Origin of the sequence: Enterococcus sp. DIV1304_2, from assembly GCF_050555445.1 — a bacterium.
GTDB lineage: Bacteria > Bacillota > Bacilli > Lactobacillales > Enterococcaceae > Enterococcus_B > Enterococcus_B pernyi.
This window is the reverse complement of record NZ_CP187851.1, coordinates 1,883,956-1,909,641: the sequence shown is the minus strand read 5'-3', so window position 1 is coordinate 1,909,641 and position 25,686 is coordinate 1,883,956. Positions and strand designations below refer to the sequence as shown.

Annotated in this window: 26 protein-coding genes; 18 read left to right on the top strand and 8 right to left on the bottom strand. The window is 38.2% G+C overall.

What is annotated here, in order from left to right:
* Window positions 1-247 precede the first annotated feature (247 nt).
* Complete coding sequence (locus IGJ14_RS08805) at window positions 248-1,261, top strand: Abi family protein (RefSeq protein WP_019724270.1); 1,014 nt, start codon at window positions 248-250, stop codon at window positions 1,259-1,261.
* Between the two features lie 569 nt (window positions 1,262-1,830).
* Window positions 1,831-2,559 carry a response regulator transcription factor gene (locus IGJ14_RS08800; protein WP_019724269.1) on the top strand — a complete coding sequence of 243 codons (729 nt, stop codon included), beginning with the start codon at window positions 1,831-1,833 and terminating at the stop codon, window positions 2,557-2,559.
* Here IGJ14_RS08800 and citG read toward each other — a convergent pair.
* The 3 genes from citG to IGJ14_RS08785 form a co-directional block, all read right to left on the bottom strand.
* Window positions 2,514-3,410 carry a triphosphoribosyl-dephospho-CoA synthase CitG gene (gene citG, locus IGJ14_RS08795; protein ID WP_108144847.1) on the bottom strand — a complete coding sequence of 299 codons (897 nt, stop codon included), beginning with the start codon at window positions 3,408-3,410 and terminating at the stop codon, window positions 2,514-2,516. The two genes, IGJ14_RS08800 and citG, sit on opposite strands and share 46 nt — an antisense overlap.
* Window positions 3,403-4,098, bottom strand: coding sequence for a GntR family transcriptional regulator (locus IGJ14_RS08790; RefSeq protein WP_019724391.1), 696 nt, complete (start codon window positions 4,096-4,098; stop codon window positions 3,403-3,405). Before IGJ14_RS08790 ends, citG begins: the two co-directional genes overlap by 8 nt.
* A gap of 200 nt (window positions 4,099-4,298) precedes the next feature.
* Window positions 4,299-5,645, bottom strand: coding sequence for a CitMHS family transporter (locus tag IGJ14_RS08785; RefSeq protein WP_019724392.1), 1,347 nt, complete (start codon window positions 5,643-5,645; stop codon window positions 4,299-4,301).
* Between the two features lie 400 nt (window positions 5,646-6,045).
* Here IGJ14_RS08785 and IGJ14_RS08780 point away from each other — a divergent pair, with 400 nt between their 5' ends.
* The 10 genes from IGJ14_RS08780 (at window position 6,046) to IGJ14_RS08735 (ending at window position 13,779) form a co-directional block, all read left to right on the top strand.
* On the top strand, window positions 6,046-6,366 hold the full coding sequence (locus IGJ14_RS08780; protein WP_108144845.1) for a hypothetical protein: 321 nt from the start codon (window positions 6,046-6,048) through the stop codon (window positions 6,364-6,366).
* A 19-nt stretch (window positions 6,367-6,385) separates the two neighbouring features.
* Entirely contained in the window at window positions 6,386-6,781 is a 396-nt protein-coding gene (locus tag IGJ14_RS08775; protein ID WP_029594282.1) for an acetyl-CoA carboxylase biotin carboxyl carrier protein subunit, read from the top strand.
* Window positions 6,782-6,853: 72 nt separating this feature from the next.
* A complete protein-coding gene (locus tag IGJ14_RS08770) occupies window positions 6,854-7,969 on the top strand; it encodes a sodium ion-translocating decarboxylase subunit beta (RefSeq protein ID WP_034691433.1) in 1,116 nt (371 codons plus the stop codon).
* 15 nt (window positions 7,970-7,984) lie between these two features.
* Complete coding sequence (locus IGJ14_RS08765; protein ID WP_010735089.1) at window positions 7,985-8,110, top strand: OadG-related small transporter subunit; 126 nt, start codon at window positions 7,985-7,987, stop codon at window positions 8,108-8,110.
* A gap of 16 nt (window positions 8,111-8,126) precedes the next feature.
* Entirely contained in the window at window positions 8,127-9,137 is a 1,011-nt protein-coding gene (gene citC, locus IGJ14_RS08760) for a [citrate (pro-3S)-lyase] ligase (RefSeq protein ID WP_019724538.1), read from the top strand.
* Window positions 9,134-9,442, top strand: a complete 309-nt coding sequence (citD, locus tag IGJ14_RS08755) for a citrate lyase acyl carrier protein (protein WP_010735091.1) — start codon at window positions 9,134-9,136, stop codon at window positions 9,440-9,442. Before citC ends, citD begins: the two co-directional genes overlap by 4 nt.
* The gene (gene citE, locus IGJ14_RS08750) at window positions 9,430-10,317 is read left to right on the top strand and encodes a citrate (pro-3S)-lyase subunit beta (RefSeq protein ID WP_108144843.1); all 888 of its coding nucleotides are present in this window, start codon (window positions 9,430-9,432) and stop codon (window positions 10,315-10,317) included. The genes citD and citE overlap by 13 nt, the downstream gene beginning before the upstream one ends.
* A gap of 2 nt (window positions 10,318-10,319) precedes the next feature.
* Window positions 10,320-11,852, top strand: a complete 1,533-nt coding sequence (gene citF / locus IGJ14_RS08745; RefSeq protein ID WP_019724332.1) for a citrate lyase subunit alpha — start codon at window positions 10,320-10,322, stop codon at window positions 11,850-11,852.
* On the top strand, window positions 11,845-12,384 hold the full coding sequence (gene citX, locus IGJ14_RS08740) for a citrate lyase holo-[acyl-carrier protein] synthase (RefSeq protein WP_430607538.1): 540 nt from the start codon (window positions 11,845-11,847) through the stop codon (window positions 12,382-12,384). The genes citF and citX overlap by 8 nt, the downstream gene beginning before the upstream one ends.
* On the top strand, window positions 12,385-13,779 hold the full coding sequence (locus tag IGJ14_RS08735; protein ID WP_430607536.1) for an oxaloacetate decarboxylase subunit alpha: 1,395 nt from the start codon (window positions 12,385-12,387) through the stop codon (window positions 13,777-13,779). It abuts the gene before it with no gap.
* Between the two features lie 293 nt (window positions 13,780-14,072).
* Here the strand turns inward: IGJ14_RS08735 and IGJ14_RS08730 are convergent, their stop codons facing one another.
* Entirely contained in the window at window positions 14,073-14,846 is a 774-nt protein-coding gene (locus tag IGJ14_RS08730; protein WP_019724436.1) for a Cof-type HAD-IIB family hydrolase, read from the bottom strand.
* A gap of 142 nt (window positions 14,847-14,988) precedes the next feature.
* Here IGJ14_RS08730 and IGJ14_RS08725 point away from each other — a divergent pair, with 142 nt between their 5' ends.
* From IGJ14_RS08725 to IGJ14_RS08715, 3 genes are read left to right on the top strand one after another with little or no spacing between them, the layout of a single operon-like run.
* Window positions 14,989-15,339: an SdpI family protein gene (locus tag IGJ14_RS08725; protein ID WP_019724437.1), complete on the top strand. Its 351-nt coding sequence runs from the start codon at window positions 14,989-14,991 to the stop codon at window positions 15,337-15,339.
* Window positions 15,320-16,036, top strand: a complete 717-nt coding sequence (locus IGJ14_RS08720; RefSeq protein WP_065095978.1) for a response regulator transcription factor — start codon at window positions 15,320-15,322, stop codon at window positions 16,034-16,036. The genes IGJ14_RS08725 and IGJ14_RS08720 overlap by 20 nt, the downstream gene beginning before the upstream one ends.
* The gene (locus IGJ14_RS08715) at window positions 16,036-17,478 is read left to right on the top strand and encodes a sensor histidine kinase (RefSeq protein WP_019722958.1); all 1,443 of its coding nucleotides are present in this window, start codon (window positions 16,036-16,038) and stop codon (window positions 17,476-17,478) included. The genes IGJ14_RS08720 and IGJ14_RS08715 overlap by 1 nt, the downstream gene beginning before the upstream one ends.
* A gap of 77 nt (window positions 17,479-17,555) precedes the next feature.
* On the opposite strand, the gene IGJ14_RS08710 is transcribed toward IGJ14_RS08715, so the two are convergent.
* The 3 genes from IGJ14_RS08710 to IGJ14_RS08700 form a co-directional block, all read right to left on the bottom strand.
* A complete protein-coding gene (locus IGJ14_RS08710) occupies window positions 17,556-18,068 on the bottom strand; it encodes a hypothetical protein (protein WP_104776589.1) in 513 nt (170 codons plus the stop codon).
* Window positions 18,055-18,783 (bottom strand): hypothetical protein, encoded by a 729-nt coding sequence (locus IGJ14_RS08705; RefSeq protein WP_019722957.1) that lies wholly within the window; start codon window positions 18,781-18,783, stop codon window positions 18,055-18,057. The genes IGJ14_RS08710 and IGJ14_RS08705 overlap by 14 nt, the downstream gene beginning before the upstream one ends.
* 486 nt (window positions 18,784-19,269) lie before the next feature.
* The gene (locus tag IGJ14_RS08700) at window positions 19,270-21,468 is read right to left on the bottom strand and encodes an LTA synthase family protein (protein WP_430608480.1); all 2,199 of its coding nucleotides are present in this window, start codon (window positions 21,466-21,468) and stop codon (window positions 19,270-19,272) included.
* A gap of 386 nt (window positions 21,469-21,854) precedes the next feature.
* Here IGJ14_RS08700 and IGJ14_RS08695 point away from each other — a divergent pair, with 386 nt between their 5' ends.
* Genes IGJ14_RS08695 through ybaK form a run of 3 tightly spaced genes read left to right on the top strand, consistent with a single transcriptional unit; the run spans window position 21,855 to window position 24,302 of the window.
* The gene (locus IGJ14_RS08695; protein ID WP_065095976.1) at window positions 21,855-23,024 is read left to right on the top strand and encodes a class I SAM-dependent rRNA methyltransferase; all 1,170 of its coding nucleotides are present in this window, start codon (window positions 21,855-21,857) and stop codon (window positions 23,022-23,024) included.
* A gap of 16 nt (window positions 23,025-23,040) precedes the next feature.
* The gene (gene aroD, locus IGJ14_RS08690; protein WP_108144838.1) at window positions 23,041-23,796 is read left to right on the top strand and encodes a type I 3-dehydroquinate dehydratase; all 756 of its coding nucleotides are present in this window, start codon (window positions 23,041-23,043) and stop codon (window positions 23,794-23,796) included.
* Window positions 23,797-23,816: 20 nt separating this feature from the next.
* Window positions 23,817-24,302 carry a Cys-tRNA(Pro) deacylase gene (gene ybaK / locus IGJ14_RS08685; protein WP_010735105.1) on the top strand — a complete coding sequence of 162 codons (486 nt, stop codon included), beginning with the start codon at window positions 23,817-23,819 and terminating at the stop codon, window positions 24,300-24,302.
* Window positions 24,303-24,415: 113 nt separating this feature from the next.
* Here the strand turns inward: ybaK and IGJ14_RS08680 are convergent, their stop codons facing one another.
* Window positions 24,416-25,675, bottom strand: a complete 1,260-nt coding sequence (locus IGJ14_RS08680; RefSeq protein WP_335884443.1) for an NAD(P)/FAD-dependent oxidoreductase — start codon at window positions 25,673-25,675, stop codon at window positions 24,416-24,418.
* Window positions 25,676-25,686: the final 11 nt, after the last annotated feature.

Here is a 25,686-nt window from a genome sequence, read left to right as displayed (position 1 = left end):
CGCTGGTTTCGAATAATGAAGAACATCAGAATTATTATTTTAAGTATTAAGTATTGACTATTCCAACTAAATAGAAAAAATTCTTGTGTAAAAAAATTAGTATGAAAAAATCTATCTATCTATTGATTTGATCAAATTGCTATGATATATTTTATTTAACGAAGGGCGCGATGCCTAGGAAAATAGTCCCATTTCATATTTTTTATGGATTGGGGCTATTTTTCTATCATTTTGAAGGGATAATAATATGGGAGAAAAAATTTTTTTATCTTTGGAAGAACAAATAAAAAAACTTGAGTCTCGGAAACTTAGTTTTAGGAATGATGAAGAAAGGAAAGAGGCAATATATGCATTGCAAAATAATTCATATTATTCACTAGTTAACGGATATAAAGATTTTTTCAGTATTATAGATAAAAATGGGGAAGATGATTATCAATACGTACTATTTGTAGATTTAAGAGATACATATGATTTTGATAAAGAACTTTCAGCATTGATTTTTAAATACTTATTGAGAATTGAAGATTCTATTAAAGCTATATTTTCATACCATATTGGCAAACATTATGGACATAAAAACCATGATTATCTTGATCGAAAAAAATATAGAAAAGGTAGTTTTGTAAAAAAAGAACAAAAATACGAAATTGAGATTTTATTAGAAAAATTAAATCGAACTATTGATATGGAAAGAGATTTACAGATAAAGCATTATTCCAATATGTATGGCTATGTACCACCATGGGTATTGGCGGGTTGTTTATCTATGGATACTCTTATGTATTGGTATAAGCTATCTGATAGACAAATAAAAGAGCAAACTGTTAAAACTATGATGTATGATTTCAGCCAGTACCCGTTTTACCACATAACTAATATAGAAGAAAATCTGGAATTCTTTGTAAATCTAACTACAATCATAAAAGAATACAGGAATCGTGCTGCACACAGTAATAGAATCATTAATCATCGCTCTAGACACAATATCAAAATCCATCTTTTAGAGTTATACGCACTTGAAAGAAAAGAAATTAGAAGCTTATATACAAAGGGTATATTAAAAAATGATATCTCTTCTTTATTCGTTACTATAGCCATTATGTTATCAAAGAGAAATACAATTAGGAACAACTTCATAAGAGAACTTGAGGCGCTATTTTATAATTTTAAATTAGCTAATCCCAATCTATATACGAGAGTAACTAGTAAGGTTAGGCTTGATTACGATTTTTCAGAACTATTAAGAGATATAATTTAATTTTTTAAAGTTTTTGTATGAGTATTTCAGGACATTTTTACCGTTCTTTCTTACTAATATGCTATGTTTTTTAAAACTCTTGATTAAACTGACTTCAGCAGTAACATTCAAATCTAAATTAGAATTATTTTGTGTACATAATTAAAACATATTAAAAAAATGAGCAAAATATTCCATTGCATACTCTATCCATAATTATAAGTATCTTTTTTTTAAAAGGATTTTTCTTTCAAAGTTTTTTCTGAGGACAAATTGTACTTTTCTTAATAATAGATATTTATAGTTAGTCATACTATAAAGCTGTCAAATAAATTCTATAAAAATTTTCACTAGGTTTAACCATCATCAAAAATAGTAAAAACAAATTATTATATGAAGCGACGTCTATATGAAGTAAGTAAAAAATGTTTTTTTATTGTATTTTCTTTTTTTTGAGACAATAAATCATCGTCTCTGTGCGTATAATAGAGCTGAGGGATAAATTGTGATATTATGATCAATTACTTTTTTTAATTGAATAAGTAAATTACAGTTTTAACCTATGGATGTTCTGGGCAGGAGGAAAGAAAATGAGAAGTGAAAAGATATTGGCGATTGATGAAGATCTAACATTTAGAAGAATGATTTGGAAGGCATTACAGCCAACTGGCGTTTTGATTTATCAAAGTGATTCCGTCGAAAAAACACTGGATATCATGTCTAGAGTGACCTTTGATCTGTATCTTTTAGATATTCGTTTAGCTCATCAAACAGATGGCTACCATATTGTGCAACTGATTCGAGAGCAAGACAATCTTTCACCGATCGTTTTTTTTACTGAACAACAAAATGAAATTGAAATTATCACTGGATTGGAGATGGGAGCAGATTATTACATCACTAAACCATTCAATCCAACACTATTAAAGGCGCAAGTCATGGCTATTTTGGACAGGCACAAGGTACTTAAAGAACAAACGACCCACTGTAAAGAAAATAAAATCATCATAGGTGATTTTTGCTTTGACAAAGCGCTCTATCGTTTATATAAAAAAGGCAGATCCATTGAGTTGTCTTCAAAAAAAATCAAGCTGATGCAATTCTTTATAGAAAATCCCGAACAGGTTTTTTCAAAGGAACAAATTTATCAAAGTGTTTGGAATGACAGTGAGCTGGATGCCAATACCATTATGGTTTTTATCAATCACTTACGAAACAAAATCGAAGATGATCCAAAAAATGTCCAGTACCTCAGAACGGTTAGAGGACTTGGTTATATTTTCTTACCCTCTGGTAAAGAAAGTAATCCTTCTAATTGAGCGAAAAAAATACCTAATGAAAGTAAATCTGCTGCACCACCAGGGCTTAAATTGCGTTTGGTCAATCGTTGATCATAGATTGTTAATTCATCAAGTAGCTGCTTCCATGGAAGCTTTGCTTGATGAATTTTTTTTGTTTCTTGTTGTACTTTTTGCCACTCCTGAATACCACCACGGTGAAGTAGATTTCCGTCTTCGATTTCACTCATCAACAAAACCAAAGCACGGAGAAATACTTCATCGGGCGCATGATAGTTTGCTGAACGTAAGTAAGGGAGAAGAATGGAAGTAAGGCTGGGATAACACTGAGCAGCCTCGCCACGAATACCCGAAATACCATGTGTCAAAAAAAGCTCTTCCCCATGTGTACGGTGTGTTTTCCGCGCTAAGTCGTGAAAATCCTCTTTGATCAAATCATGTGTCAGTTCTCCTGTAAAATCTAGTATTTGCTCCGTCTGTTTAGCGTTTAATGGAAGTCTTTGGATAAAACGTTGTTGCATGTGCCAACCGATAGCGCCTAAGATGACTGCAAACGAAAAATTCGCTCCTTTATGTGTATTGATATCATTCGTTGCGACAAGCATTGCTTGTTCTGCTTGATACCCTAGGTTTCTTAGTTTTTCAAATAATGATTTCGTATTCCCTTTATGAGTAAAACCTGCTTCGATATATTTTTGGAAAAAAGGTGTTAACGTTTCGATACTTATTTGAAAGGTTTGAAAATCCATATCATTATGCGCGCCATTTGAAATAGGATCGACTAGTCCTGGTTTTGGACTCAAGGCTACTTCATAAAGCAAAGCGTACGTTGCAGTTTCTGCGATCGTACCTATCAGTGTATGATCAGTCAATTTTTCTACGCTCCATTTCAGCTAAAATAAATTGTAATGAACGATCTAAATGCTCGTGGGTGATCAAGGTGATTTGTTCTGCGTTTTTTGTTTGCATTCCGCGATAGATCAGCCAATGTTCTTCAAGAGCTTTATCTCTCCGTCTGGATGAACGAATGGCGATATCGCGAAAATAAACGAGGTAAGCTTGTAACTCTAAGACAATAGATTTTAAACGGAGCATTTGGCTTTTCTCGTAAATAAACGTATTGAAGTCTGAAAAATTTTGCAAGACTTTTTCTGTTTGATCTGCTTGATTATAACTTTCACCGCGTAACAACAGTTCTTTTAGTTCAATGAAGTCTTCTTTTGTCATCTGATTCATTGCCTTGATCGTGGCAAGGGTATCTAAAGATTTACGGATATCATAGATTTCGTAAGCATCTTTTATACGAATACCTTTGACGACGATGCCGATCTTAGGCACGTGTTCAACTAATTTTTCATTGACTAATTGCTTCATTGCTAAGCGAATGGGTGTGCGACTGATATTCAATTCTTCCGCTAAGACTTTTTCATTGATTCGTGTATTTGCAGGAATATCACCAAGAATGATCGTTTTACGAAACGCTTCATAAATAAGTGCATTCAATGTTTTATTTTGAGTTAGATCCAAATTTTTTCGTAATGCTTCAACCACTTGCTTCATTTTTTTCTCCCCATTTCTACTTAGACATTCAGTTTCTGTTCTAAGTTTATCATGCTTTCCAACCCTCAAGAGAACGAACCCAAAAATATGTCAATAGCAGTTAAAACGGCTCCTTCACTTTGGCAGAACGTGAAAATTAGTATTCCAATAATGAAGGAGCCGTTCGTTTAGTTAGTCACTCTTGTTGGTACGATTGGTTTTTATTGTGGGATGTAAAATGGCATATGTCCAAAAAGAATAATTGTGACGACAAAAATAGTAAAAATACCCAAGGCATATTTTCCAGCTTCTCGTTGCCATTTCCCCATATCCAATCCGGTCAAACGTAACAAAAGATAGATAAAAGCGACTAAAGGGCTGAGCAAATGGAAGGCTTGACCCATCAAAGAGGCAAGAGCCATTTGCATATTCGTAAAACCATAGGCATGTCCGGCTTCTGCTAAAACCGGTAATACACCGAAATAAAAACCGTCATTTGAAATAAAGAAAGTACCGGGCGCTGAAATCAACGCAATGACTAATCCCCAGAATCCTGCTAGTTGTTTTGGAATGAGATAAGTAAAGCTATTCGCGAGTGCTTCAGCCATACCGGAACCTTGGAAAAGCCCCATAAAAACTCCCGCCGCAAAAACTAAAATCACGACTTGCACCGCATCGCCACCATTTGCACCAATACGGGCGGATTGATCTTTTAGATTAGGATAATTGACCATTAAGGCAATGCATGTTCCTACTAAAAATAATAAAAGAGGTGGTAAGGCAATCGAAGAGATAAACGAGCTTGCAACCAACCAGGCAATCAACACGATCGTGAGTATCCCATTGAATACAAAATTTTTAGGACAGCGCATTTTGACTGTTTCAGGATCGGTGATTTTAGTGATTTCTTCAATTTCCTCATTTGATAATTGGGTAATACCTAAACGGTCACGTTCTTGTTTTCCCATCCGGCGTGCAACGAAAAAAATGACATAAAGCAAAGACAAGATCATTCCAGGAGCTAGGTAAGACAAGATATCCGCATCGACTTCCAATACTGCCATCGCTCGAGCGGTCGGTCCACCCCAAGGTAATAGATTCATGATGGTATTTTGAAGAATGATCAATACCCCTAAGTTCATCATTTTCATGTTTAATTTTTTATAGATAGGAATAAAAGCGGAACAGCAAATCAACGTAGTCGTTGTCCCATCGCCATTCAGCGAAACGGTTGCGGCAACGATCGCAGTTGCCATTAAAACTTTCATTGGATCGCCTTTGGCAAAATAAATCATTTTTTTAGTGATTGGATCAAATAGACCAGCGTCCAACATGATTGAAAAATATAAAATGGCAAATAATAGCATGATTCCTGTATTTGAAGTTGTTTTGATACCTTCTAATACAAAATCGCCAATATTTCCTTTCTGTGAAGCACCGGAAATCATTGCAACTAAAGTAAATAATAGTGGAATGATCACAAGGGAAGTAAATGGAGATATTTTCTTTTTCATGATGACATACATAAAAATAATGATCATTGCATAAGATAAAACGGTTAATAACATACGCTTCTCCTTTTCTAATTGTATTGTTTGTAAGCGGTATCAAAATTAGGTGGGTAGAAAATTATTCTTAGGACAGAAAGAGTTGTATTTTACTAAAATTGACGCCTCCTTGACGACTCTAGGATAAGCAATATTTTAAAGGGAAGATAGGTGAAGTAAGAAAAAAGAACATGAAAAAAACAATTTGGTCTACCTAATCTTATCGAATGCTTAATAGTACCTTAACAGAACATTAATTCATTGTAAAAAGCTTTTATATCAATGTTTGTATTGCTTTTTTTTGCCTGATTCAAGAAAAAGAAACAACAAAAAAACAATCTTATGTCAGTTTGGAAAACATAATTGGTTGAATCACTCTATAATAAAAATAAGGACAGAAAAGAAGAAAGGAGCATGAAGTATGTGGCTGTTTACAAAACGAAGAAAGAAGCAGCAACCAGCAGTGGAGCCCAGCCCCACAATAGTAGAAAGAGACAATGAAAAGATGGATGAAATGAAATCGGTTCCTGCATATATTGATGCTGCGCCAGCTGATGTTCAGCTTGTCAGTGTGGTAGCTGCAAGTTTAGCAGCAGAATATGATCCGGAGAGTCGATTCATTATCAAAAAAATCAAGCAGAGAAATCCGGAAGCAATTTTGGTTTCACTGATTGCTACAGGTGTAGCAGCGGGAGTCAATCCAAATAGTCAGTTTATTATACGAAAAATAGCCAAAAAATAAATGTTTTGGAGGAGAAAAAATGTTGCGGAAATTCAAAATCTCAATTGATGGAAAAGAATATTTAGTGGAAATGGAAGAAATCGGTGGAAGTCCGCAAACGAACCCAGTTCCAACACCAGAACGATCTACACCAGTGGAAGCGGTCGTACCATCAGAGGTCTCAACAACTGTACCAGAAACGAAATCCTCAGTCGAAGCGGGAGCGGATGCGATGACTTCGCCGATGCCAGGCACGATTTCTCGTTTATTAGTTACAGTTGGGGAGGTAGTGGAAATCAATCAACCTTTGATGATTTTAGAAGCGATGAAAATGGAAAATGAAATCGTTGCTGGAAAAGCTGGTCAAGTGACTGGAATCCATATCAGTCAAGGAGAAATGGTGAATCCTGGTGATCCACTTATCACGATCAGTTAAATGTTCGCTTTGAGAGTAGAGTCATTTTGGTGACTCTTGGTATTCAATATTAAGTAAAAGGAAGTGACATGTGTGGAAACACTTATTGAAGGAGTTATTGGCATGGGGCAAGAGCCGGGACGCATCGTGATGATGGTGATTGGCGGAGTCCTCATGTACCTTGGGATAAAAAAAGAATATGAACCAACGTTACTCGTACCGATGGGGTTAGGTACGATCTTAGTCAATTTCCCTAATTCAGGTGTACTGAGTGCCGGTGGTGAGGCCGGCGCATTCCAAATTTTGTTTGATATGGGGATTACGACGGAGCTATTTCCGCTCTTATTATTCATTGGTATTGGTGCAATGATCGATTTCGGCCCCTTGTTACAAAATCCATTTTTATTACTTTTTGGAGCCGCCGCACAATTTGGGATTTTCTTTACGATCATCGTAGCGATCCTATTAGGTTTTGATTTGAATGATGCAGCTTCTATTGGCATCATCGGAGCAGCGGATGGACCAACTTCTATTTTTGTCGCGAACACGTTGAATTCGAAATATATGGGTGCCATCATGGTGGCTGCCTACTCGTATATGGCCCTCGTGCCAATCATTCAGCCAGTTGCGATCAAAGCTGTGACGACTAAAAAAGAGCGACGTATTCGAATGAATTATCGTGCAGGGGAAGTGTCGCAAACAGCAAAAATCCTCTTTCCTTTAGTTATTTCAGTCGTCGCTGGTTTGATTGCGCCTGTCTCTCTGCCACTTGTTGGTTTTTTGATGTTTGGAAACTTGTTACGAGAATGTGGGGTATTGGATCGTTTGTCGATCACTGCTCAGAACGAGTTAGTCAATCTCATCAGCATATTATTAGGGATCGCCATCTCGGTCAAAATGCAGTATGAAGAATTTTTACAGATCGATACGTTGATGGTTATCGGTCTAGGGCTGGTTGCTTTCATTATGGACTCGATCGGTGGAGTATTGTTTGCTAAATTATTAAATTTATTCCGAAAAGAGAAAATCAATCCAATGATCGGAGCAGCAGGAATCTCTGCTTTTCCAATGTCTAGCCGCGTCATTCAGAAAATGGCAACAGAAGAAGACCCACAGAACTTTATTTTGATGCACGCAGCTGGAGCCAATGTATCTGGTCAGATTGCTTCAGTGATTGCCGGCGGCTTATTGCTCGCCTTATTGGTATAAGAAAGGAGAAAAACGATGTCAGCAGAGTTAATCAAATCTCTTGAACTACTAGTTTTAGGATGGGGTGGCGTATTCGTTGTTATCTTGATCATTTATCTTGCTTCGATGCTATTGAGTCGCTTGTTTCCAGTAAGAAAATAAAAAGAAGGTCTTGTACATGTATACAATCAAAAGATTATGGTTGGAAAAGGATGCTCAAGTCTATCAACAATGGCTGGAGCTGATCGAAAAATCCGGTCTCACATTGAATGAAAAGGTTGACTATACCGTTGGGATCTATCAAGAAGAGCGGCTGATTGCCACCGGTTCTTATGAGCGCAATATTTTAAAATATTTGGCTGTTGCGAAAGATTTCCAATCAGAAAATTTGTTGACGAAGATCGTTCAGCAATTAATTGATCATTTATCCAAAGAAAACAAAAGGCATTTCTTTGTCTACACAGATCCTAGTAATCACCCGATTTTTCATGCTATGGGATTTAAAGAGATCATTGCCACTGAAACCATATTGTTTATGGAACAAGGTACACCTGACTTTCAAGATTATCTTGCCATGTTGAAGGCAAAAAAGAAAAAAGGTACAGGCTGTGGGATTGTGATGAATGCCAATCCTTTTACAAAAGGACATCAGTACTTAGTGGAGTGCGCAGCCAAACAAGCAGACCAAGTCTACCTTTTTATTCTTTCAGAAGATCGTTCAGAATTTTCCTTTTCCGAACGGTTCGAAATGGTCAAGCAAGGGGTCGCGCATGTAAAAAATGTCACGATTTTGCCGACAGAAGATTATCTGATTTCTTCCGCCACATTTCCTGCCTATTTTTTAAAGGAACATGCTACAGAAGAAGCAGCAAAAGCGCAAGGTACATTGGATGCGCTACTTTTTAAAGAAAAAATCGCACCGATACTTGCAATTGAAAGTCGATTTGTCGGTGAAGAACCGTACTCTAAGGTAACTGAAATCTATAATGAAACATTGAAGAAGGTATTTGGAGAATCGCTTTCTTTGATCGTCCTACCGCGAAAATGTATCAAAAACGAAGTAATCAGTGCAACAAAAGTCCGAAAAGCCTTACAAGAAGATGACGTGCAGACATTACAAGCGTATTTGCCTGCTTCGACTTATAACTATATCAAAAATCATAAACGTAATAGAGGTGACAGGAAGTGAAAATTTATCAAAGTGCAGTGGCTGGAACAATTGAATCCAGTGATATCATGATCACGATCGATCCAAAGATAGAAAAAGGCATTGAACTTTCCTTGACAAGCAATGTCGAAAAACAATTTGGTCACCAAATCAGAAAAGTCATTATGGACACCCTTCAACAGTTAGGCATTGAAGCCGCCAAAGTAACAGCTGTCGATAAAGGTGCGCTTGATTGCACGATCCAGGCAAGGACGATTACAGCAGTCCATCGAGCTGGAAAGCAAGAGCGCTATGATTGGAAGGAGATCAATTCATGGAACGTTTAAGAAGAACGATGATGTTTGTTCCTGGTGCAAATGCAGCGATGCTGAGAGATGCGCCATTATACGGTGCAGATTCACTGATGTTTGATTTGGAAGACGCCGTATCCTTAAAAGAAAAAGATTCGGCACGCTTGCTCGTTCATATGGCATTAAAAACATTTGACTATAGCAAAGTAGAAACGGTCGTTCGAATCAACGCATTGACGGCTGGGGGTGACCAAGACATTGAGGCAATGGTATTAGCAGGGATCGATGTCATTCGCTTGCCAAAAACAGAAACCGCACAAGACATCATCGAGGTTGATCAGGTCATCACTTCAGTGGAAGAAACTTATCATATCCCAATGGGAACCACAAAAATGATGGCAGCGATCGAATCTGCAGAAGGGGTATTGAATACAAGAGAAATCGCTAAAGCTTCCAAACGGTTAGTTGGCATCGCGTTAGGTGCCGAAGATTATGTGACCAATATGAAAACTCAACGATATCCAGATGGGCAAGAATTGTCTTTTGCTCGAAATATGATCCTTCATTCAGCTAGAGCTGCTGGTATTGCAGCAATCGATACTGTCTATTCAGATGTCGAAAATCTTGAGGGATTTCAAGCAGAAGTCCGTCTGATCAAACAATTAGGCTTTGATGGGAAATCAGTGATCAACCCACGTCAGATTCCATTAGTCCATGCCATTTATGAACCAACAGAAAAAGAGATCCAAGGAGCGAAAGAAGTGATCTGGGGCATCCAAGAAGCAGAAGCAAAAGGTTCAGGCGTGATTTCTGTGAATGGCAAGATGGTGGATAAACCAATCGTCGAGCGAGCAGAAAGAGTGATTGCTCTTGCAAAAGCGGCGAAGTTGATCAGAGAGGAGGATATCTAGAAATGGTTGTAAATAAAGTTGGTAAAGAGATTCCACAAACAGCAACAGTTGCTCATCGTCTGTACGAAGGTGAGTTGGACCATATTGAACCATACAAAGAAGCCAGTAGAAGCATCCATCCTGTCCGTCCGAATGACAAAAAAATAGTGGGAAGTCTCAAAGAAGCCATTGAAAAAACTGGACTGAAAGACGGGATGACGATTTCTTTTCATCATCATTTCCGTGAAGGTGACTTTGTACTAAACATGGTCATGGAAGAAATTGCATCTCTAGGAATCAAAAATATCACGATCGCACCAAGTTCAATCGCAAATGTCCATGAACCTTTGATTGATCATATAAAAAATGGCGTTGTGACAGGAATTACCACAAGCGGTTTGCGGGATAAAGTAGGTGCCGCGATTTCGGAAGGAATCATGGAAAAACCAGTAGTCATTCGTTCCCATGGTGGAAGAGCGCGAGCGATCGCATCCGGTGACCTGCATATTGATGTCGCTTTTTTAGGCACGCCAAGTTCGGATGAATATGGAAATGCCAATGGAACTGCTGGGAAAGCTATTTGTGGCTCACTAGGTTATGCCATGGTCGATGCAAAATATGCGGATCAAGTCGTTATCCTCACAGATAATTTGGTTTCCTTTCCCAATACTCCAATCAGTATTGCACAGACGGATGTCGATTATGTTGTAGAAGTGGCAGCGATAGGTGATCCTGAGGGCATTGCCAAAGGGGCGACACGCTTTACTAAAAATCCTAAAGAACTATTGATCGCAGAGTATGCAGCAAAAGTCATCACTCATTCCCCTTACTATCAGCAGGGATTCTCCTTTCAAACTGGAACAGGCGGTGCTGCACTGGCTGTTACTCGCTTTTTGCGGGAAGCAATGTTGAAAGACCAAATGACAGCTAGTTTTGTATTAGGTGGGATTACGAATGCGATGGTGGAATTACTGGAGGAAGGTTTAGTAGAAAAGATCATCGATGTTCAAGATTTTGATCACTTATCTGCGATTTCTTTAGGCGAAAACAACCAACATTATGAAATTGATGCAAGTATGTACGCTTCTCCAGCTACTAAGGGTGCCATGGTAAATCAGCTTGATACAGCAATTTTATCTGCGCTAGAAATCGATACGGATTACAATGTCAATGTTATGACTGGTTCAGACGGAGTGATTCGCGGGGCTGTTGGCGGTCACCCAGATACCAGCATGGGTTGTAAAATGAGCCTAGTGATCTCGCCACTCGTTCGTGGACGGATACCCACTGTTGTTGATCATGTCAATACGGTTGTGACTCCCGGAACTAGCATTGATGTCTTAGTTACGGAAGTAGGTATCGCCATCAATCCTAAACGACAAGATCTGATCGAGTATTTTAAGGGTGTAGATATACCGCAATATACGATTGACGAGCTTAAACAAAAAGCATATGACATCGTTGGCGAACCTTCAGCCATCCAGTATGGCGAAAAGATCGTTGCTTTGGTGGAATACCGTGATGGCACACTGATCGATGTGGTCAAAAATGTGTAGCAAACTATTTGATGGACCGACTGTGACGCATGAAGAAATCCTGATCGCAAGAGAAGCCCGTGCCAATAGACAGAGAAAATTATTGGAAGCAAATCCACAAAATGTGTTGCTTTCAGCAACCATGAATATACCAGGTCCTGTCAAAACGTCAGAAGAAATCGCACAAGTCTTTCATATAGTGGTCGAAGCTATAGAAGAATGTGTTTCAGAAGTCACTCCATTGGTCCAATTGTACCGTAAGAAAAAAACAGGTTACGAGTATTTTTTGCTTCTTCCTTTAAGAAAAGAGCTACTAAAAAAGCGCATGATCGAACTCGAAGAAACATGCCCCTATGGTCGATTAGTTGATCTTGATGTACTTTTTTGGGAAGAAGGAAAGATGCAGCAGTTGAGTCGCGAGATGCTGGGATATAACCAACGGACATGTTACGTGTGTAACGAAGTAGCCAAAGTTTGTAGTCGCAAACAGAAACATTCCCTGCAAATGATACGCACACATATCCAGCAACTTGTTGAGAAAGGAAGGAAGTAAATGGCAAAAAAAATCCAAATGATGGAAACCGTTTTGCGTGATGGGCAACAAAGCTTGATTGCCACAAGAATGACTACAGCAGACATGTTGCCAATCCTGAAAAAAATGGATCAAGCAGGCTACCATTCATTAGAGATGTGGGGTGGCGCTACCTTTGATGCGTGCTTACGTTTCTTAAATGAAGATCCATGGGAGCGTTTGCGTATGATTCGTTCACAAGTCAAACAAACAAAGCTACAAATGTTGCTTCGAGGACAAAACCTCCTTGGGTACAAAAATTACGCAGATGATGTAGTCAAAGAATTTGTCGAGAAATCGATCAAGAATGGCATTGATAGTATTCGTGTGTTTGACGCATTGAATGATGTCCGAAATTTACAGACTGCTATTGTGACAGCTAAAGAAGCTGGTGGTCATTGCCAAACAGCTATTTCTTATACGACGAGTGAGATCCATACGATCGATTATTTTGTAAGATTAGCAAAAGAAATGGCGGATACAGGAGCAGATTCGTTATGTATCAAAGATATGGCGGGCGTATTGACTCCACAAACTGGTTACGAATTGATCAGTCGAATCAAAGATGCCGTGCCATTACCCTTAGAAGTCCATACTCACGCAACAAGTGGGATCGCTGAAATGACCTATTTAAAAGCAGTTGAAGCAGGGGCGGACATCATCGATACGGCTATCTCTTCTTTTGCGGGTGGAACGAGCCAACCTGCAACTGAATCGATGGCTTTGGTTCTTGAAGAAATGGGCTATGATACAGGGCTAGATATGAAAAAAGTGACAGAAATAGCAGAATACTTCAATCCAATCAGAGATCGTTTTCGAGAAGAAAAGATGTTGAATCCTAAAGTCAAGGACATTGAACCTAAAACATTGATTTATCAAGTGCCTGGCGGTATGTTATCTAATTTATTAAGTCAGTTGACGGAACAAGGATTACAAGAGAGATATGAAGAAGTATTAGCAGAAGTGCCAAAAGTTCGAGCAGATCTTGGCTTTCCGCCACTTGTTACTCCGTTGTCCCAAATGGTAGGAACGCAAGCGCTGATGAATGTACTTTCTGGTGAGCGGTATAAACTCGTCCCAACTGAAATCAAAGAATATGTTCGAGGGTTGTACGGCCGTCCTCCAGCACCAATCGCTGAAGCCATCCAACAAACAATCATTGGCGATGAACAAGTGATCCAAGAGCGACCCGCAGATTTACTAGCACCTCAATTGCCGCTACTCAAAAAAGAAATCAGTGAGTATGCAAAATCACCAGAAGATCTTTTAAGCTATGCCTTATTCCCTCAACAAGCCAAAGATTTCTTAGGGCGTCGCGAAGACCGTTTTTATGACGTACCACTGCAAACGGTTGAAGTGATGATCGACATGGACTGACGTCAAAACAAGGATTCGGTTTTTAGCCGCGGTTGAGAGATAGTAAAATAAAGGTGGATATATGTCATTTTAGAGATGTTGAGTAGATAAAATTCCCTACTCATGGACTTAGGGGCGATGTCTGAATCCTCAGTCTTGGGCGAGATTAACAATAAAAAAGGAACTGCGTGAACAGTCCCTTTGGAAAGCGCCGCTAAAAAAGGCGCCAAAAATTTCATTCGGTATAGTAGAAATAGTCGTCCTCTGTTAAAGTGACGGCTATTTCGTTTTGTCATGTTTAAGCAGATCCACAATCAAATCAATTCAAAATGCTTCAATGCGTGAACGATCCCGCCTTCGGTATTTTTCTTCGTAATGAAGGTTGCAAGTTCTTTCAACTCATCATAAGCATTGCCCATCGCGATTTTGTGATCACAAGCTTCAAGTAAGGCAAAATCGTTCGGCCCGTCACCAAAACCAAAAGTTGGGACATTCTCTAATTTTAATGTTTCTTTTAAGCGTTTGACCCCTGCACCTTTTGAAATACCTTTTCTGACCGTATCGATCGAATAGGGACTATTGCGGTAAAAAGTCATGTCTGGGAAACGTTCATGATAATATTCATCACCTGATTCGGAAAGAATCAGCAACATATTGATCGGATGATCCTGAAAAGCGGAAGGATCGATTGGTGGCACATCTGAATGGATAAAGCCATAAGCTTTTCTCATGGTCTCTGTGTGATGAGTACTCCAAATGTTCTCTCTATTATAAAAACAAAGGGCATGACCTTGCTCTTCGATATGGTCACGCATTTTTTGACATTCTTCTTTAGAAAAGCGTACAGAATAAATTTCTTCTCCCTCTACGCTAATGCAAGAACCGTTCATTGTTACAGCGGAAGTAATACCCGCATCACGCATGATTTGTTTGATTTCCATTTCTGTCCGTCCAGTAGCGATAACAGGTAGGATATCATTCTCTTTTAATGCTTGGATTGCTGCGGCGATCTCAGGAGTTATTTTAGAATGTCCATCTAATAAAGTTCCATCGAGATCGAAAAATGTGATTGCTTGATAGTTTGTCACAAATAAAACTCCTTTTTCATTTGACTATCTTTATCTTATCAAAGAATGAACAAAAGACAAACGTTTCGTGAAGAATTACTGAACTTATTGGTTCAGCAACCATTTTAGAGTATACTATAGACAGAGATTGGAGAGTGAAATCATGATTTTTTTAACAGTTGGTCTTTTTTTGACCTTGATAGGGCTCTTATTTTTAATTTTGCCTTCTAAAGGTAATTTACCTTTCTATGGTTATCATTCAGAACGTGCCACCAGATCCGACGAACATTGGCGGATTGCCCAACGAACAAGCGGAAAATATTTCTTGATTTTCGGATTATTGATGACCTTGATCGGCTACGGATTAAAAATCACCGAACATACCAATTTTTTTATTATTGAAATGTTGGTCTTAGTGTTTCCGATCATGCCGATTTTTATATTAACAGAAAAAAAATTACAAACTTACGATTTGATAAATGGAGGAGACGAGCATGAACATTTTAATGATTGAAGATAATCAATCCGTATCTGAAATGATGCAGATGTTTTTTTTGAATGAAGGATGGGAAGCAACCTTCAAATACGACGGAAAAGAAGGATTAGATGCGTTTTTAGAGAATCCACAACATTGGGATATGGTCACGTTGGATCTTAATCTTCCGACATTGGATGGCATGATGGTTGGACGAGAAATCCGAAAAGTTTCTAGTACGGTACCAATCATCATGTTGACCGCCCGAGATTCTGAAAGTGATCAAGTGATCGGTTTGGAAATGGGAGCTGATGACTATGTCACTAAACCTTTTAGTCCCTTGACGTTGATTGCACGTATGAAGGCATTACACCGTCGTAGCGAATTGGTAGAAACAAAAGAAGAAAATCCATTATCTGATCAAAATTTTGACATCCAAACCGATCACTTCAAGATGAATACGAAAACGCGTGAAGCCTACTTGAATAACCAACCGATCGATGGATTGACACCAAAAGAATTTGATCTTTTATTTACATTAGCAAAAAAACCAAGACAAGTATTTTCAAGAGAACAGTTATTGGAACTCGTTTGGGATTATCAATATTTTGGTGATGAACGAACCGTCGACGCCCATATCAAAAAACTGCGTCAAAAAATCGAGAAAGTAGGCCCACAAGTGATCCAGACCGTTTGGGGAGTAGGCTATAAATTTGATGATTCAGGTGTTGCCTGATGCGCTATTTATACCAACAATTACTGGCATTTTGTGGGATGATCGCGATGATCATCTTGATCGTCGGTATTTCTTTTACGCAATTGACCAAGCAAACCATCGAAGAAAATAATTACCAACAACTTTTTGGTTATGCCGAGTCGGTGGAGAAAACGACCCAAACCTTTGCGGATACGTTTCCTCAATTCAATCAAGATCAAGCATTCCAAAATGCGTTGGAACTGACTGAACAAGTATTAACTGAACAAAATGTCAATTTTATCTTTATTGATAAATATGAGCGAGTGATCTATCCAACTGCTGGGGTTTACTTGAATTTTACGATTACAGCAGATCAATGGGAAAGTTTGAGAAGCGGTCGCCAAGTCAAGTTTACTTCAAATAAAAATATCTCAGGAGAGAATCAAGCCACATCCTATGCTTTGGTTCCTTTCAACTTGAATCATGAGTTTTATGGGGGATTAGTTGTAAGCCAACCAGCCAGAAACATCGACAATAGCGTGCGATCAGTCACCTTGAATCTCTTCAAAGGCTTCATCTTCTCAAGCATCATTGCAATCATCGCAAGCTATGCCTTTGCGGCTTTCCAAGTCAAACGGATCAATCGTTTGAGAAATGCTACAAAAGAAGTCACGAATGGCAACTTCGATGTGCAATTACCTGTAAATGACAAAGATGAATTTGATGAATTAGCAGACGATTTCAATAAGATGACCAACTCATTGAAAGAATCACGAGCAGAAATCGAGGAACAAGAGAATCGGCGCAGACAATTCATGGCAGATGCTTCCCATGAAATGCGGACCCCTTTAACAACCATCAATGGCTTGTTAGAAGGCTTAGAGTATAATGCCATCCCAGAAAACCAACGGGAAAATGCCATTAAATTAATGAAAAATGAAACTGAACGTTTGATTCGTCTAGTCAATGAGAATTTAGATTATGAAAAAATCAGAACGAATCAAATCAGTATGGTCATCAAAAAATTTGATGGGACAGAAACGTTAAAAAACATTGTTGCTCAATTGGAAGCAAAAGCAGAAGCTGCGGGTAATCAATTGATTTTAGAAGCACCTGAACAATTAGACGTATACGCTGATTATGATCGGTTTGTACAGATCATGGTCAACATTATTCAAAATGCGATCCAATTCACTGAAAATGGAACGATCACAGTCACATTAGAAAAAGGTTATCTTGAAACGATCATTAAAGTGACCGATACTGGTATTGGTATGTCAGAACAACAAATGAAAAGCATATGGGATCGCTATTACAAAGTTGATCCATCTAGAAAAAATACAAAATATGGCGAATCCGGCTTAGGGTTACCGATCGTTCAACAATTAGTTCGATTGCATAAAGGAAAACTCGACGTAACAAGTGAGTTAGGAAAAGGAACGACATTTACTGTAAAATTACCAGATGTTGAAATCGAATGATAACTAAATCAAAAACCGTTAAAACAAGGCTTCTCTCTTGTTTTAACGGTTTTTTTATGAAGATCAACAAGCTCAAGTTAACTCGCTTCTTTACAATCAGTGACATAGGGGCTTTCGGCAATGGAAAGATCATGCGTCAACAATAAGATCGAAAAAGAATGATCGTTGACTAAATCGCAAAGATTTGTCAAAAGATCTTGAATCTCGATAATCGACAAATCATCGATAGGGTCTTCGATGATCAGTTTATTTTTATCGGCGAGGATTGCATGCATCAGTTGCAATTTGATTCTTTCATACGTGCTCAACTCACTTACTGATTTTTTGAGCAACGAGGAATCTATCATTAGGTTATCTTGCGCTTGTTCCTGTTTGGCTTTTTTTTGTTTTTCGGGGATGTCCAAAAAGACTTGTTCTTTTAAATTAAGATAAGGGAAGAACGGCCAATTTTTTTGAACGATCATCAGATCAGTTCGTTCTGACGCGAGGAGTTGTGCTTTGATCTCTGTGAAAATCACCTGTTGTTCGGCTTTCGAACCGATCAGAACAGTAAAACCGCTAAATGATATCAGTGAATCATGTTGGTTCATCAATGATCAGCTTCTTTCTTTTTAAAAGTCGATTTGAAATCATGAAAAGACAGGTACTAAGTAATGTGCTAATACTAACTAAACAAATGATCGTCTGTCCGATCCCTTTTAAGGTATCTACTAAAAAGTTATCGCTAAAAAAATCGATCATGAAAAAACTATTTTGGTCAATCGAGATCGATAAACCATTTCCAGAAGAAAAGACACTTGGTAAATTCGGTAGTTCGAAGAAATCTAACAGAGCCAAATTGATTTTTTGGAGTAAAGCTTGATAGCCATTTTGGAAAGCAAAAACGATCAAAAGAACGCCAAGACAACTCAGAACTAATGGAATCAAGGATTGCCAAAAAACAAAGAAGAACATTTTTGGTTTGGAAAGACCCGCTAATCGCCAATTGATGATTTCCATACGATGACGATAGAGTGAGAGTAAAAAGAAAAAAAAGAAACACAAGGCAAACAGTGCCAGTATACAACTGATCACAACCAGATAGGCTTGTTGAAGCGTTTCTGATGAAGGCAAGTTTTCTTTGACATCAGAAGCATCAAATATCAACACCCGATCTTGGATTTGTTTGTGTAAAGTGGTTTGTAGATTATATAAGTTAAAGCTGATCAATAATAGAAAAGCAGAAAAGCTTGAAAACAAAGTATATAGAAATGTTTGTTTTTTGTAATAAAGTAATCGTGCGGTAGAATAACGGATCATATTCATACTTTTCACCTCAAGAATAGTATAAAAAATGAATATGAATAAAGTATGAAAATCATTTAGTGAAAAACCGAAATAAAGGAAGGCTGGTCAAGTAGGACAAGCAAAAGGAACCTGAAGGCGTATAAAAAACTTCTTTAGTGACGCTATTCTTTTGGCCCTACTATGAGATCCAGTGCAAAAACTAATAGGGAAATGTATCAATTTCAAGATTTATGAACGAGCGATGAGTCCCCAAGAATCAAATGATTTGTCTGGGATCTTATTCGTTTCAGACTTAGAGTATGTATGAGGGGACAGAGATGCATCGAATATGATTAGTAGCATCTCTTTGCACTTTCAATCGTGGAGGTAAAAAAATCACTGAGTAGAAATAAGCAAATCTATTTATATTTCTAGTTATTAGATCAAAAAAAAAGCACCCGAAGAAAGGATTTCCTCGAGCGCTGTTCGTTGAGTGATAACATTCGCTACTTGTTCTCACGTTGTTCATTCGTTGTTTTCTACTGCATTTTCACTATCCGTAGGTTCCTCGGTAGGAATACCATGGATATCTTGGAAAGTTTTTGTTTCGTAAAGATTTTGTGTCGTTTGATTGTTGTTCTCACTGAAGACGCTTGTTGATTTGTCACCAAGTGAACGCTCGGCATCACTTAGATGTTGCAAGCCATTTTTGTAATCAAACTTAGAAGTATCAAGTGGTTCTAAACCACTTTCTGTATAAAATCGAAGTAGATCGCCATTGTTGATCTGGTCTGAAACGGCGAGTTGCTTGCTGACTGCTTCACGTAAGGCAGTAACTTCTGCTTGTTGTTCTTCAGTCATATCGGATAGGACTTCACCTGTTTGGGTATCGTAGACAGCTCCACCATAATAGGTGTATTTAGGTGAAACGAAGTCACCATCACGGAAAGCGACTAACTGGTTATTATCAGGTGAGAAAAGATCTTGTCCTAATTGGATATAATTTTTTGAATCAACACCTAATAAATGAAGCAATGTCGGTAAAGCATCGACTTGGCCACCGTACGTATGATTGATCCCGCCTTTTGTTTGTCCAGGGATATGGATCATATATGGCACGCGTTGCATCGCTGCATTGTCAAAATTTGTCCATGTCGAACTTGTTTTACCAACTAATTCAGCTAAAGATTTGTTTCTTGTATTAGAGATCCCGTAGTGGTCACCGTATAAGACGATGACTGAGTTTTCATACAAGCCACTTGCTTTTAAATAGTTGAAGAATTCTTCTACCGCTGTGTCTAAATAGTTAGCTGTCGCAAAGTAACCATTGATTGTTTCATCGTTCGTATTAGCTACTGGGAATCCAGCTTCCTCATTCGTGAATTTTGAATAAGGGAAGTGATTCGATACAGCAATGAATTTTGAGTAGAATGGTTGTTGCATCCGTTCTAAATATTGGACGGATTGTTCAAAGAATGGTTTGTCATGTAAACCGTATTGGAATGAGTTATCGTCATTCACGTCATAGTATGAAGCATCAAAGAAGTAATCATACCCAAAACTCTTATAAGTTTCGTTACGGTTCCAGAATGTACCAGCATTCCCATGGAATGCTGCACTGGTATAGCCTTTTGTTTGTTTTAAAATATTTGGTGCTGCTTGGAAAGTATTCTTACCACCAAGTTGAGTGAATAGCGATCCTTGGTTCAAACCGAATAATGAATTTTCCATCAATGTCTCTGCATCACTTGTTTTTCCAGCTTTTACTTGATGGAAGAAATTGTCAAAACTAAATGTTTCATTACTGTGGAATAAACTATTCAAGAAAGGTGTTACTTCATGTTCTACGCCATTTTCGTCTTTCAGTTTATAATCGATCACAAACTGTTGTAAGCTTTCTAAATGGATATAGATAACATTCTTACCCTCAGCTAATCCATAGAGATCTTGGTTTGGTTGCGCATAATGTTCTTTGACGTAAGTTGCTACTTCTTTCATATCATTTGGACTTGCTTCAGCTCGTACTTGGTTCGTTTGGTAAGTTTGGATACCGTCGTATACCATGAACGCGTTCAGTCCAAGATATTTAACTAGATAATCACGAGAGAATGTACGTGTCAATAACTCTGGGCGATCTGCTTCAGCTAAAAATAGATTTCCAGAAAAGATCATCACTGCTAAGGTAGTAAAAGCAAACGCCATTCGAGCGCGTACAGGACGTGGGTCCATTTTGATTTTTTTCGTTGCTAAAAGTGCAATGATCAAAATGATATCGATCCAATAAAGGACATCATAAGGACGGAATAACCGTAAGGCACTTTCGCCTAAACCACTTGCGACTTTTCCGGCGCCTAGGATCGCGTTGATCGTAATAAAATCAGTGAACTCACGATAATAGATGATGTTAGAAAATAAGAGCAAGGTCAACAAGAAATAGATGACTAGCATCGTGATATACGCTGCTTTCGTTCGTCTAACATATAAGGCAATCCCTAAAAGAAGGATAGTCGTTGCGATCGGGTTGATGAACAAGATAAAATATTGGATGCCACTCTCGATCCCTAAATGGAAATCAAATAGATAAGTAGCAATCGTTTTGACCCATAACAAAACTGCTAGTAAAGTAAAAAATCCGAGCCTTTTATTTAAAAAAGCGGGTGTTTTTATTTTCAAATTAATCTTCCTTTCTGCACTCTTACATAAAAAAAGAGTGACATGAAACATACTCACGACTCACATACTCCTAACCATTTTACTAGTAGACCAAAATAGTGTCAATTGAAAGTACAAATCAAGCTTGATAGATTAAGATTTTCTTTAAGATCGCTAAGTTTTGTACAAAAATCTACACATGAATAGGGAGGACAAAAGTGCGCAGCACTGAGAAATCATCATGGAAAATCGGAAATCATTCTTCAAATTGTCGTTTTTTCAAAATATTTTCTGAAGGAACTACTTTCGGAACACTGTGCATTTCGTTTTAGTGGGAGATGAGGAGTTTTTATTTTAGCTCTTTTCTAAGGGAAACTACCTATAAGACAAGGAATCTCTAAGACAAGAAGCGTGTTTTTTGTTATACTAAAAGGGAGAATGAAAAAGCAGGTGAGCCAATGAAACTAACAATAAAAAAAAGAGCAGTCAAGAAATTTTTAAAAGGCTATCCATTGATCCAAGAAGAAGATTTAGTCCAAATGAAAAAAACGACGGAATGGGTAGAATTAATTGATCAGCAAGGGAAATTTTTAGGAAAAGGCTATTTAGGAAAACAAAACAAAGGGATTGGTTGGGTACTCAGTCAAAAGGATGAACCATTTGATCAATCATTTTTTGAACTAAAATTTCTGACAGCTAAAGAAAAAAGGACAAGCTATTTTAATGATGAGCAGACAACAGCTTTTCGTTTGTTCAATGGAGAAGGAGATGGGATCGGTGGTTTGATCATTGACTACTACGATAGCTTTGCTGTCTTTTCTTGGTACAATGAAACCTTATATTTGGCTCGTGAAGTTTTATTAAAAGCTTTTCAAGCTGCTTATCCTGAAATTGTCGGAATCTACGAAAAAATTCGCTTTGAAACAACACGATTACCGGAGAGCCAGCATGTGACTGGAGAAGAGGCCAAAGAACCACTACTTGTCCAAGAAAATGGTGTGACTTATGCCACTTATTTGAATGAAGGTCTGATGACAGGGATTTTCCTTGACCAAAAAGAAGTCAGAGGGGCATTGATCGATGGCTTAGCTTTAGGGAAATCAGTACTGAATATGTTTAGCTATACCGGTGCTTTTTCTGTAGCTGCTGCTATGGGTGGGGCAACAGAAACGACAAGTGTCGATCTAGCAAAACGAAGTTTGAAAAAAACTCGTGAACAATTTGAGGTCAACGGGTTGACACCGGATGCCCATAAAATCATCGTCATGGATGTTTTTGAATACTTTAAATATGCACAACGTAAAGGTTTCTCTTATGATGTAATCGTTTTGGACCCTCCAAGTTTTGCTCGGAACAAGAAAAAAGTCTTTCGTGTAGCCAAAAATTATGGTGAATTAGTGAAAGATAGCTTGTCGATCTTAGCCGATGAAGGAATCTTGATTGCCTCAACAAATGCAGCCAATGTGTCGATTGATCAATTTCAAGCAATGATCGAAGATGAACTAATTTCTGCTGAGTATGAATACCAAATCAGCGGTGTTTATCGTTTGCCTGATGATTTTCAAACCATTGATTCTTTCCCAGAAGGAAATTATTTAAAGGTATTTGTTTATGAAATAAAAAAATAGAGAGGGCGTGAAGTAAATGTTTCAAGTAAAAGGAGTAAGATTTGGTACTGGACGTCCAAAAGTCTGTGCGCCCTTGACTGGTACAACTCGCGAAGAACTTCTGAGAGAAGCAATCCTGGCGAGGGAAGCCGGTGCTGATTTGGCTGAATGGCGTCTTGATTGTTATCAGGATGTCTTCAACAAAGAACAACTAAAAGAAACGTTAGTACTGATCTATGAAATGTTAGAAAGACTTCCATTGCTTTTGACTTTTCGAACCTTAGAAGAAGGTGGAACGCAAGATATTTCCATCAAAGACTATCACGATCTGTATAAATTTTTGATCGACACAGAATTAGTGGAAATGCTAGATATTGAGTTGTTCAAAATCGAAAGTATGGAAAAGGATCTGCTCCATGATATCCACCGCCGCCAGATCCCACTGGTCATCAGTAGTCACGATTTTAAAGAAACACCAGCAGATCCGGTCTTGCTGTATCGTTTGAATATGATGGAACATTTTGGTGCAAGTATCGGCAAAATTGCTGTGATGCCAAATAATGAACGTGATGTTTTACGGATGATGGAATTGACTCGTCGTGCACATGCGTTTGTGTCAATGCCTCTAGTCACTATGTCAATGGGTGAGCTTGGCATGGTCTCTCGACTTGCAGGCAACGTGACAGGTTCAGCCATCACTTTCGGTGCGTTAGATGCGACACGAGCTTCTGCACCTGGCCAATTACCAGTTAAAGAATTAAAACAAATCATTAGTTTACTCAATGAAAATTAAGCTAGACGAAGGTGAAGATTTTGGCAAAGAAGAAACCAGTAAAAACGAATGCTATACGTATGGTAGAACAAAAAAAGATTGCTTATACAGAACATGAATATGCTTGGGATGAAGCACATATCAGTGCCTCATCCGTTGCTGCTCAGTTGCCAGGAAGTGAATCACGAATTTTTAAAACATTAGTAGCAGTGGGGAATAACACAGGCCCGATCGTTGCCGTTATTCCTGGAAGTACTGAACTTGATTTAAAAAAACTAGCAAAAGTCTCCGGCAATAAAAAAGTAGAAATGCTCCATCTCAAGGACTTGGAAAAAACGACCGGATATATTCGAGGTGGCTGTTCACCAATTGGTATGAAAAAATTATTCCCAACATTTATTGAAGAACAGGCAAAAGAATATGACCAGATCATTATTTCTGCTGGAAAACGCGGACTGCAAATGGAACTCGCTCCAGAAGCCATCGCTGAGTTGACCAATGCAACATTTGTCGATATCAAAATTTAAAAACCACAAACAAAAAGCAAAACAAATGCTGAAAGATCGATCCATGAAAGGCGAACGACACGCGTTGCCTTTCATGGATGTTTCATTCAAGCAATGTTTTGCTTTTTTGTCTCTTACCATTGACTTTGCATGGCTGCGTGCATTCCTGAAACACGTCCCGTAGCAAAAGCTGCCGTGATATTAAAGCCACCTGTATACCCATTTACATCAAGTAACTCTCCACCAAAAAACAGTCCGTTCAATACTTTGCTTTCCATGGTTTTTGGATTGACTTCTTTTAATGAAACGCCACCACCAGTAACAAAAGATTTCTCGATGGGAAATGTCTTATGGATCAATAGCTCAAAGTTTTTACATAATTCAGCAAATTCTTGGATTTGTTTTTCGGTGGTTTGGCTACCAGTTAGTTCGGTCATTTCTAGCCGTTCAAGATAAAATTGGAGTAGACGTTCAGGTAGAAAACCACGCCACGCATTGATCAAATTCTTTTTCGATTCCTTACTTAGTTCCACTAACTCCTGTATCAGTTCTTCGACTGATTTCGTCGGGAAGCAATCTAAAGAAACAGTTACAGGTGCCTGCGTTTTTTGTAGCTCATTGTTGATGAAGCTGGAACACCTTAAAGCTGCTGGTCCAGAGATTCCAAAGTGGGTAAATAGAAGATCCATCGTGTGTTCCGTGATCACTTTTCCTTTTTGGTTCAAGACACGTAACGTGATATCCTGTAAAGAAAGACCTTGCAACACTTTATCCGCAATAAATGACTCTTCAGAAATCAAAGGAGACTCTGTTGCATAAAGTGGTGTGATCGTGTGGCCTACTTTTTTGACTAATTTATACCCATCACCCGTTGCACCAGTAGAAGGATAGGTGCGTCCACCAGTCGTCAAAATGACGCATTTTGCTTTAAATTCATCAAATTCAGTACGGACACCATAGATTTGGTTGTCCTTATGGATCAATTTTTCTACACGTTCACCAAAAAACATCGTGACGTTCAATTCATTCAGACGATGAACCAGTGCTTCAATGATCGTTTTTGATTTATTTGTCACTGGAAACATCCGTCCGTGATCTTCTTCTTTTAAGTGAACTCCTTGTGATTCAAAGAATTCCATGATGTCAAAATTGTTGTATTGAGAAAACGTACTATATAAAAATTTACCATTTCCTGGGATATGCGCAATCAAATCATCGACAGGGCGATTATTTGTGACATTACATCGACCGCCACCAGTCATCAATAATTTTTTACCTGCTTTTTTATTTTTTTCGATCAACAAGACACTGGCACCATACTCGGCTGCACTGATTGCAGCCATCATGCCACTTGTTCCTGCGCCAACAACAATCACGTCATAAGTTTTTTCCATTTTCTCACCTC